Source organism: Pyxidicoccus caerfyrddinensis (assembly GCF_010894405.1).
Taxonomy (GTDB): Bacteria; Myxococcota; Myxococcia; order Myxococcales; family Myxococcaceae; genus Myxococcus; species Myxococcus caerfyrddinensis.
This window is the reverse complement of record NZ_JAAIYA010000061.1, coordinates 326-9,200: the sequence shown is the minus strand read 5'-3', so window position 1 is coordinate 9,200 and position 8,875 is coordinate 326. Positions and strand designations below refer to the sequence as shown.

Here is an 8,875-nt window from a genome sequence, read left to right as displayed (position 1 = left end):
CATCCGCTTCACCATCTGCGCCTTGAATGCATCCGTGTACGGCACCGCGTCCTGCCTGCTCTCGCCCCCAGGGCGTCGTCAGCTCGGCACGTCAGCCGAGGCGACAACTTCCCTGACACAGGGGGCATCTACTGCGAACGTCCTGCGGAGCAACCCGGCCCAGTCCAGCCTCGGAGCGCGCTGACGCCTCCCGCAGCTGCCCACAGTTGCCGCCCCAGCAGAGGGTGCCTCCTCCTCGCCCGAGGCCGCCGCTGCGGGGAGCTGCTACGGAGTCGGCGCAACGGGTGGAGCCGTCCGGCTTTTGCTGGTCGCTAATCCGGCAAGAGGGAATGACCGGATTTAGAGCCGAGGGAGAGAGAGAGAGAGAGGAGACGTCTCGGCGCGGCGACTCTGGCCATCGCGGGCGGCTGTGGTTCTTGTCGCTGGCCCGTCTGTCGGCACACCGCTTCGCGCGAGTCATGAAAGGCCTCGTCGAGCAGCTCGTGCCGAGGCTAGCGAAGGAAGACGAAAAGCTTCCTGCTCTTCCCCGCTAGCTTCAGCAGGAGCTGCTCCCGCGCACCCTGCTCCACAGCCGGCCGACAGCGTTCCATGCGTCACCTCCGTGAGGTGGCCGCCTGATAACGCGGCGACAGCCCGCATCGCCCGGCGCCCCGCGTTTCCCTCCGGAGGAAGGTGGAACGCGCTGTGTCGGGATGGCGGACCTCGAGCATGGCGCGCATCGCCGACAACCCGAAAAGCTACCTTCACGGCGCCAAGCACCGTGAAGGCCTCCCCCGAGCATCAGTAGCCGAAAAGGTCACTGACGCGTTTCATGCACGCCCCAAGTTCCCGTCCGGCGTCGTCCTTGCACCCCCAATAGGCGGAGGACCCTTCAGTTTCGAAAATTCGGCTGCAATCGGCCAGCTTCGCAGTGTGATCGTTCGTGCAGACATCGACTTCCGCCCAGTAGGCGTCGCTACGCTCTTGTTGCATCGGATTTGGAATCTCGGGCGGGGGCGGTTGAGGCTGAGGCTGAGGCTGAGGCTCAGGCTCACTGGAGCCGCCGCAGAAGATGCCAAACCACGTGCAAAACAAGTTTGGGCTCGGCGCCGTTACGTTGACAATCTGAGGTTCGGTGGGATCCGGAGCCGGAGCGGGAGCCGGAGCGGGAGCCGGAAGCGGCAATGGCGGAAGCGGAAACGGAGCCGGAACCGGAAAATAACCGTATTCGCCCCCGCCATTGCCGCTTTCGTCGTACCAGTCCCCGCCATTGCCGCTTTCGTCGTACCAGTCGTCCTCGCCTTCAAGGGAGGAGGATGAGGTGGCCAGCTTGTTGGCTGGGTCCGTCGGGTCTGGACCACCGCAGCCAACGACGGTGAAGGACAATGCGCAGGACACGAGCCAGCGCATAAAGAGCGTCTTCATGTGAGTTCTCCAAGGTAGGACGGTGCACGCCGCAAGCTATGTGTTGCTTGAAGGGCTTGCGGTCGAATCGAGTGATTAGCAGACATGTTAATGGTTGTCGAATCGAAGTATTAGCAAACATGGCAAGGGAGTGCAGGGGTCTGCGCGACCTCCCTGGTGCGTCGGGGACTCAGGAGCGCAGCGAGGGGCAGTTCTCCTTCGCCTTGAAGCAGGACAGAGGCCTCTGGGCGTGGGACGACAACGGCAGCGGTCAGTTCGGCGACGGGACGATGACGGACCGCCTCACGCAGGTGCAGGTGCTGAATCTCTGCCGAAATAAGGGTGCATGCCGAGCGCACGAGCCCTTGCACTACACAGGCGTTTGCAGTGAGGGGCCAAGTACTCATGAGTGATAGGGCGAGGCCTCCGCGAGCGGTTCGGTCAACTGAAGCAGTTCGACAACTGCCTCGGGCGTCGGGCGCACGAAAGGCGCTGGAAAACCCTCGCCTGAAGGCGACTGGGCCGTATGCGGGGTCGAGTCGGGGGCGGAGCCTCTAGGCGTAGCGACGGACCTCGGCGCTTTGAGGCAGTCCAGACGCTTGAGGGTGAACGTAAGCGGACGGCAGCCGAGTCGGGCAGGGAAGTCGAATGGACGGCCTCGGGCTGCTACGGAGTCGGCGCAGTGGGTGGAGCCGTCCGGCTGTTACTGTTGTTGGTGCTGTTGTTGGACGGAGGTGGAGGTATGGGCTCCGCGTCGAAGGGCGGTGCGCGGAGGAAGTTCTCCTCGAGGCGGAGGCCCGGGGTGCCGGCCTGGATGCGGCGCTGCAGCGGGAAGTCCGCAATGAGGGGAGGAAGCCGGGCGTAGTTGACGGGAATGGGGCCCTGCTTGCTCACGCACCACCCCTGCCCGCGAGGAGAGAGATTTTTGATTTCGTTGGGGTGGAGGCGAAACGTCTCGACGAGCTTCACGGAGGCATCCCCCGTGAGAAGGGACGTCCACAGGGCCCCCTGCTGGCGGCGCACGGTGGACTGGTGCACCTGGTGCGTGCCGACGGACTTGGCAATTTGATCGCAGAGAGCGGGGTTGGACTGGCGAAGGACGTCCTTCCACAGGGTGTTGTCCCAGACGGCGGAGGCGAACTCCTTGGAGACGAGCTCCAAGTCCGCAATGGACTGGTGGGCGAGGAGGAAGCGCACCTTCGCGTCGCGCAGCTTGTTGAGGGAGTCGACGACGCGCATTTCCGCGAAGGTATAGAACTCGTCGACGTGGGCACCGAAGTACGTCTGGTTGCGTGTGGTGCGGTGTACCTGGCGAAGGGAGCCCTGCTGCTGCAGGTCCATGAGGAGCACCTTGCCAAGGGCAGGTGCCTGTATGGGGAAGAGGTTGGAGGGCAGCTGCGCGTACAGCACCTGGTTCTTCTCGAGGAGGTCCTCGAAGGTGAAGTCGGGGGCGTAGGCGTTGACGAGGGGGCTGCGGAACTTGTCGACGGCGCCGATGAGGCCCGACATGCACTTCTGCACGTCCTTGCCGAGATTCTGAATCTGCGCGGAGATTTCACGCGCGGCTTCCCTGTCGAGAGAGCGGCTGAGACAGAAGTTGAGCGCCGCGGCATACGCGCCGGTGTTGCCAATGCCCTTGAGGCAGACGGCCAAGTCTCGCATGGTGAAGACGACGCCATTGCCGTCCGCGTCCACCATGCCGTGGAGAAGGCGGCATAGGTTGGTCCACATGATTTCGGCCTGCACGTTGTAGAAGACGTTGTCTCCCAGCGTCAGGACGGAGATGACGCGCTGGGCGACGGGCACCGGGTCATCGCCCGCGTCGAGGACGACGGGAGGGGTGTTGGGAGGGCCGAGTTTCACGCGGCGCGGACGCGCCCACACCATGTTGTAGCGGTGGGTGAAGATGGCCGGGTCATTCCAGGCGGGAAGCGCGAAGACGCGAAGCTCGGGGACGCGGTTGGTGATGGCGGCGAGGGCCTTGATTTCGACAATCTCCTCGTCGGAACCCTTCGCGGAGATGACGAGGACGCCGTAGCCGTCCAGCAGGTCCTGCAGGACGGAAGGCCAGATAACGGAGGCCGTCTTGCCGCTGCCGGTTTCGCCGAGCACGTGGCGGTGCATCGTCTGCTCGACGTCGGAGATGTAGACGGGGCGCCACTCGACGGAGCGGACAGAGCATAGGCGGCATGGGAGCCCTGTTGCGTGCGAGGGCCGGGGTAGGTGGAGGGCCAGGAGGGCATTGCGACATGGCCTGGACGGAGAAGGAGGCCCCCCAAGGAGGCCTGCACGTCGCGCTCCAGGCGCACCACTGCCTTGAGCGGGCGACCGGTTGCCGCGAGCTGCTTGAGAGGGTGCGACCCTCAGCCGAGAGTTACGCCCAGAGAGCCAGCTGCGGTGGCCCCAGCGCCGGAGCCAGGCGCGGCGGCTGCTCGGGCAGCTGAAGGTGACGGAGAATGCGCCGGATGACGGCGCCCTGAATCAGGTATGCCAGCACCCGTCGCTGGCCTGCGCACCTTGGGCACGAGGCGCCGCGCACCGCCGAGGCCGAGTAACACCGCATAAGAAAGCGGCGCTGGGGTGAACTGTCCTTCAGCGGAAGTCCAACCCTCCCTGGGGCGCGGCTTGTACCGCCAGGACCCGTACCCCACACTACGGCCCCCTGCTCTCCCCATAGGAAGGTGGACATGCTTCGGTATTGGACCGGTATGTCTTTGTTGCTCTCCGTCTGTGCGCTGACAGGCTTTGTCGCCTCTCACACGGCGGTAGCGGCGGAGTCCGCGACGTGTCAGCCCATCACCCTCTCAAATGCCATACCTCCGCCGATACGTTCTTACATGTGCTGTTTTCCTGCATGATAAGTAACCTCTTCAACACCATCGCACCATATCATACGTTATGGTTATGTTGTTTTATGTTTGCAGTGCAATTACATTATTTCGTCATTTACTTCTGGTGCTGTTGCATCGACCTGCTTCTATAGACAAGACATTCGCGGCACGCTTCGCAGGCTCAAGAGGCGATTTCTTTTTCTCGGCGTAAACACATTGGAAGGAGAACGTCAGATGAACCTCAGATTGACCATATCGTGCATAGCACTTGTTGTAGCCGGTTTTGTACAATCAGCTCTCGCAGGCGACGGTAACGATCAGGGTAACGATCAGGGAGCAAACGGGACGTCCTACATCGCAACCATTACGGATTCGAATGGAAATTTCGCCTCTCGCGGTGTCATCACGTTACACAGCGATCACACGATGTCGGTGATAGATTCCGCACAAGGAGGCCCGCAATTCTTCTTCAGCAGCCAACTCGGCGCGTGGCGTGTGGGCCGCAACGGAGTGGTAACCGGCAGAACCATCGACTTCGACTTCCCAAGCGCGGACATTGGACGCTTGGATTACACCATTCACTTTGGAGCGAATGGTAGTGCCACGGGCACAATCACGCTCACCATCTTCCCCCTTCACGCAAACCCACTTGACGGCGGCGGAACCGTCGTAGGGACATTTACCTTCACCGCCTACTCGATTGCGCCCTAGCAGGTTAGAGCGACCGAGGCATCTGCGAGACCAGGTGTTGCTAACAGGCGCAATGCTGCGTCAGAGAAGCGTCGTATAGGCGATTCACTGAGAAGTTGCCACCACCAGTCTCCAAAGCCATGAGGACATTGGGCGCTGCGCAAAGAGCGCCCAATGTCTCTCCCAATAACCATTGCCGAGAGCATAGGCGGCATGGGAGCCCTGTTGCGTGCGAGGGCCGGGGTAGGTGGAGGGCCAGGAGGGCATTGCGACATGCCCTGGACGGAGAAGGAGGCCCCCCAAGGAGGCCTGCACGTCGCGCTCCAGGCGCACCACTGCCTTGAGCGGGCGACCGGTTGCCGTGAGCTGCTTGAGAGGGTGCGACCCTCAGCCGAGAGTTAATCAACCGTTCGTCTGGCGCTCGAAGGTAGTCCCGTGCTCCGCTTGATCAAGGGCGAGGAACTCGACTCCCTCTCACGGGAACTGGGCGTCACCGCCGTGGTGCTGAACGAGTGGCGGGAGAAGTTCCTGGCCGGCGCCGAGGCCAACCTCATGAGCCGCTCTACAGCCCCGACCTCAACCCCATCGAGTCCTGCTGGCTGAAGGTGAAGACGCGCCTGCGGGCCATCGGCGCACGAACCCACGCCGAACTCATTCAGGCCCTGCGAGGCGCTCTCGACTGTGCGGCCGCAGGATGCAGCCGCTTGGTTCGCCTACTTCGGCTACCCGCCTCAGCCGCCATGATCACCGTGTTAGCGCCTTTCGTCCCCGAAATCGATAAACGCATCACGCTGGAAGTAAAACTCCAATGCGTCTACAAGATCAGCCGTAGTTGCATCAGGCCTTTGGAGTCGCGCGTTCACTACAACCTGACGAACCTGCGCCGCAGACAGAATCTTTACCAATCCATTCTCCGCAGCAAGTATCGGCAGAACATCTGAGTAAATATCTCTCTCCAGCATCATGCATTCGCTCGCCTCCGTCCACGGCGGAGGACCTCGCATGTAGAGCGCATAACCTCGCGTGCGCTCCCCGATGCCGGTCAACACACTGCCCAGAGTTTGAGAAGAGTTCGACGTCAACGTCCACCTCCCCAGTTCTCCATGCCGCCCTTTTGATCGGGATGAAGTGTGTTGCACGGGGCCTGGTGCCTGATGATGCTCCAGCGGAACCAATTTCATCACCCCCGCCCGCAGTGCCTCGTGATGCCACGTTAGACCAGATTGTTCAAGCCGCGCTGCAAACACCGGATCGGCCTTCATGGCTTCATGCAGCTGCCTGTTTGCCTCGGCAAAGTGAATATCATCCCGCATTCCTGGGTAGTGCGCACCTGGGGTCAATTGCACTTCAAACCTCGTGGAGTACCGTGGGCTTTTGGCGGAACGAGTTGGCAGCCCCCACTCGCTCCATGAGCCGCCGTACACCGGGATATCGGCGTAGCCCGCGAGCGTCGCAGCGAGTGCATGCACACAGGCCGTGACGCAGGAGCCGCAACTGAACACGAGCTTGCGGCGTAAGCCGGCCTTGCATAGGACGTACTTGGTGGGCTGAAGTCCACGATGATTGCTGTCCCGCCACTCGCTCTCCGAGAAACTGCTGACGACCAGCCGACGAGGGGCTGAATCCGAATTTCCCGGCCTCGATAACTTGTCCGGCATTTTGCTGTGGCTGCCCACTCCTCCGCCGGCCGCCAAGCAACGTGCAGGAGAGCCGAGAAAACGGATCAATTCCACACCCATCTCTTCTCAAGACGACTTTTGAAGCGCACGTTTTCTTATCGCGTCAGCCCATTCTTGGTAACGCCTCCGGAGTAAAGGGCGCACAGGCTCCGCACCCAGCGCCGCCAAGGCATCCGCAACGGCAACTTTGTCACTGTGAAACATCCACAATTCAATGGCCTCATACACATCATTCACATGCATGCGGTCTGCTAAAGGATAGAGCCTCCCCATGAGATACGCAGAGAGACCCGGCTTCACGTCCATGACAGCCTCAAGGAACGACATGATTCGCCGCATGAGTTCGTAATTCTCCGCACAAGGCCCAATCTGGTCACGAAGAGCATCGAAAAGAACGGAACCGTCCCCTGTGCTGACTATCTGCATTGCCTCTGACAATGCGTCGTCATCATGCGGATTCCCAACCAATACTGAAGCCACAAGCCGAATATGATCGATATCTTCTGTTCCCTTACTCATTTTTTTGTTCGATCGGAATGTGGGTGCGGGCGGGGTCGCAGAACGTCTTCTCGGTCGGCGCCGCGACGAAATCGCCCTCGCGTTCGATGCGCTCCGGTTCCTGCGACATCGGATGACCGGCTTCAATCCACGCCGGTAGACCGCCATCGAGTACGGCAACCCGCCCATGCCCCATCGCCCTGAACATCCACCAGGCACGCGCGCTGGCATACAGACCGACGAGCCGCGGATCGCCGAGCATCGCTCGAAGCGCGGACACGGAGAGGAGCGCGTCTGGCAACCTGGAATCAGGCATCGGCGCCTCCTGCCTTGACCTGACTGCCTTCAACGTATTCATAGCGCTCACCCAGGACGCCGACGTACCGCTGCGCCTCCTCTCGCTCGATCTCGGGAACCATCGATGGTCTCAATCTTCTTTCGAGATCGTATTGCGAGATATCCAGTGGATGGGCCACGAGAGTGCCAGAGAATCGATTCCGGGCGAGCCATGCGTCCGCCAACTGCTTACGAGAGAAAACGGCGGCGGGCTCCGACGCGCCCCGGCCCGTGAAGACCCAGACCGCGCCACGCGCCTGTAAGGCTGGAAGCTGCTCTTCCGCAGGCAGCTGGCGCTTTTGGAAGGGGGCGTTCAGCCCGAGCGCTCGAAGTGCCTCGATCACCCGCTCTGGCTCGGGTGGGTCCGCACTCACAGAGGCGTATTCCATCGACTCCCCCCAGAGCAGCACCAGACGAAGCCCACCCTCCATCTCGAATGCCCAGAACAACTCGCGACCTCCCGCCGTGCGAGTGGGATCGTCCTCGATGAAGCCAGGTTCACCCAAGACCTGGAGCAGCTCGCGACTCGCCGGAAACTCCACCACCCAGCCAGAGTGTCCGTAGGGCATGACGACTGGGAATCGTAATCGCTGCATGGCGCCCCTTCTTCGCAACGAGCCTGCGCCTATTCAACCACCGGCCGGCTCGATGGCAGTCCCCACTCGCTCCACGAGCCATCGTACACCCGGATATCGGAGTAGCCCGCGAGCGTCGCCGCGAGCGCGTCCACGCAGGCCGTGACGCCGGAACCGCAGCTGAACACGAGCTTCCGGCGCGAGGCGACCTTGCTCTCGAACATGGCCTTGAGCTCGCTCGCGCTCTTCGCGTGCCCCTTCACCTGCACGTCCGTGAAGGGCAGATTCACCGCGTTGGGCATGTGGCCCTGCCTGAGCCCAGCGCGCGGCTCCGGGTCACGCCCGGCGAAGCGCCCCTGCGAGCGGGCGTCAATCACTGCGCAGCTCGCATCGTCCAAAGCCCGTTCGACGGCTGCGGCATCGCAGAACACATTCCAGGTCGGCCTTGCAACGAAGTCGCCCTCGCGCTCGACGCGTCCCGCCTCCACTGAGGCCGAATGCCCTGCTGCGGTCCACGCTGGCAGGCCACCATCGAGCACGGCCACCTGTGAATGCCCCATCGCCTTGAACATCCACCAGGCGCGCGGGCTGGAATACAGGCCGACCCGGTCGTAAACGACCACGACGCTGTCTCGGTTGATGCCCAGTTTGCGCGCTTCACGTTCGAAGTGCTCGGGGCTCGGAGCATAGGCGGCATGGGAGCCCTGTTGCGTGCGAGGGCCGGGGTAGGTGGAGGGCCAGGAGGGCATTGCGACATGCCCTGGACGGAGAAGGAGGCCCCCCAAGGAGGCCTGCACGTCGCGCTCCAGGCGCACCACTGCCTTGAGCGGGCGACCGGTTGCCGTGAGCTGCTTGAGAGGGTGCGACCCTCAGCCGAGAGTTA

The 8,875-nt window shown here is 62.3% G+C and carries 9 protein-coding genes and 1 pseudogene; 2 read left to right on the top strand and 8 right to left on the bottom strand.

Annotation, left to right across the window (positions count from 1 at the left end; translation table 11 throughout):
* Window positions 1–395: 395 nt before the first annotated feature.
* From G4D86_RS53650 to G4D86_RS51225, 3 genes and pseudogenes are all read right to left on the bottom strand, one after another.
* Window positions 396–590: pseudogene (locus G4D86_RS53650) on the bottom strand (IS1182-like element ISStau7 family transposase); the annotation flags it as partial.
* Window positions 591–780: 190 nt separating this feature from the next.
* Window positions 781–1,404, bottom strand: a complete 624-nt coding sequence (locus G4D86_RS51230; protein WP_164003022.1) for a hypothetical protein — start codon at window positions 1,402–1,404, stop codon at window positions 781–783.
* A 645-nt stretch (window positions 1,405–2,049) separates the two neighbouring features.
* On the bottom strand, window positions 2,050–3,507 hold the full coding sequence (locus tag G4D86_RS51225) for a type IV secretory system conjugative DNA transfer family protein (RefSeq protein ID WP_164003021.1): 1,458 nt from the start codon (window positions 3,505–3,507) through the stop codon (window positions 2,050–2,052).
* A 941-nt stretch (window positions 3,508–4,448) separates the two neighbouring features.
* On the opposite strand from G4D86_RS51225, the gene G4D86_RS51220 reads away from it, so the two are divergent.
* Both G4D86_RS51220 and G4D86_RS51215 read left to right on the top strand, forming a co-directional pair.
* Window positions 4,449–4,925 carry a hypothetical protein gene (locus G4D86_RS51220; RefSeq protein WP_164003020.1) on the top strand — a complete coding sequence of 159 codons (477 nt, stop codon included), beginning with the start codon at window positions 4,449–4,451 and terminating at the stop codon, window positions 4,923–4,925.
* A gap of 414 nt (window positions 4,926–5,339) precedes the next feature.
* Window positions 5,340–5,507, top strand: coding sequence for a hypothetical protein (locus tag G4D86_RS51215; RefSeq protein ID WP_158627719.1), 168 nt, complete (start codon window positions 5,340–5,342; stop codon window positions 5,505–5,507).
* A 149-nt stretch (window positions 5,508–5,656) separates the two neighbouring features.
* On the opposite strand, the gene G4D86_RS51210 is transcribed toward G4D86_RS51215, so the two are convergent.
* From G4D86_RS51210 to G4D86_RS51190, 5 genes are read right to left on the bottom strand one after another with little or no spacing between them, the layout of a single operon-like run.
* A complete protein-coding gene (locus G4D86_RS51210) occupies window positions 5,657–6,637 on the bottom strand; it encodes a DUF7716 domain-containing protein (RefSeq protein WP_164003019.1) in 981 nt (326 codons plus the stop codon).
* Window positions 6,638–6,649: 12 nt separating this feature from the next.
* Window positions 6,650–7,102 carry a hypothetical protein gene (locus G4D86_RS51205; protein WP_164003018.1) on the bottom strand — a complete coding sequence of 151 codons (453 nt, stop codon included), beginning with the start codon at window positions 7,100–7,102 and terminating at the stop codon, window positions 6,650–6,652.
* On the bottom strand, window positions 7,095–7,397 hold the full coding sequence (locus tag G4D86_RS52465) for a sulfurtransferase (RefSeq protein ID WP_205520430.1): 303 nt from the start codon (window positions 7,395–7,397) through the stop codon (window positions 7,095–7,097). The genes G4D86_RS51205 and G4D86_RS52465 overlap by 8 nt, the downstream gene beginning before the upstream one ends.
* On the bottom strand, window positions 7,390–7,986 hold the full coding sequence (locus tag G4D86_RS51195; protein ID WP_240360958.1) for a DUF7710 domain-containing protein: 597 nt from the start codon (window positions 7,984–7,986) through the stop codon (window positions 7,390–7,392). Before G4D86_RS51195 ends, G4D86_RS52465 begins: the two co-directional genes overlap by 8 nt.
* Window positions 7,987–8,042: 56 nt before the next feature.
* Window positions 8,043–8,741: a sulfurtransferase gene (locus tag G4D86_RS51190; protein ID WP_164003016.1), complete on the bottom strand. Its 699-nt coding sequence runs from the start codon at window positions 8,739–8,741 to the stop codon at window positions 8,043–8,045.
* Window positions 8,742–8,875 lie beyond the last annotated feature (134 nt).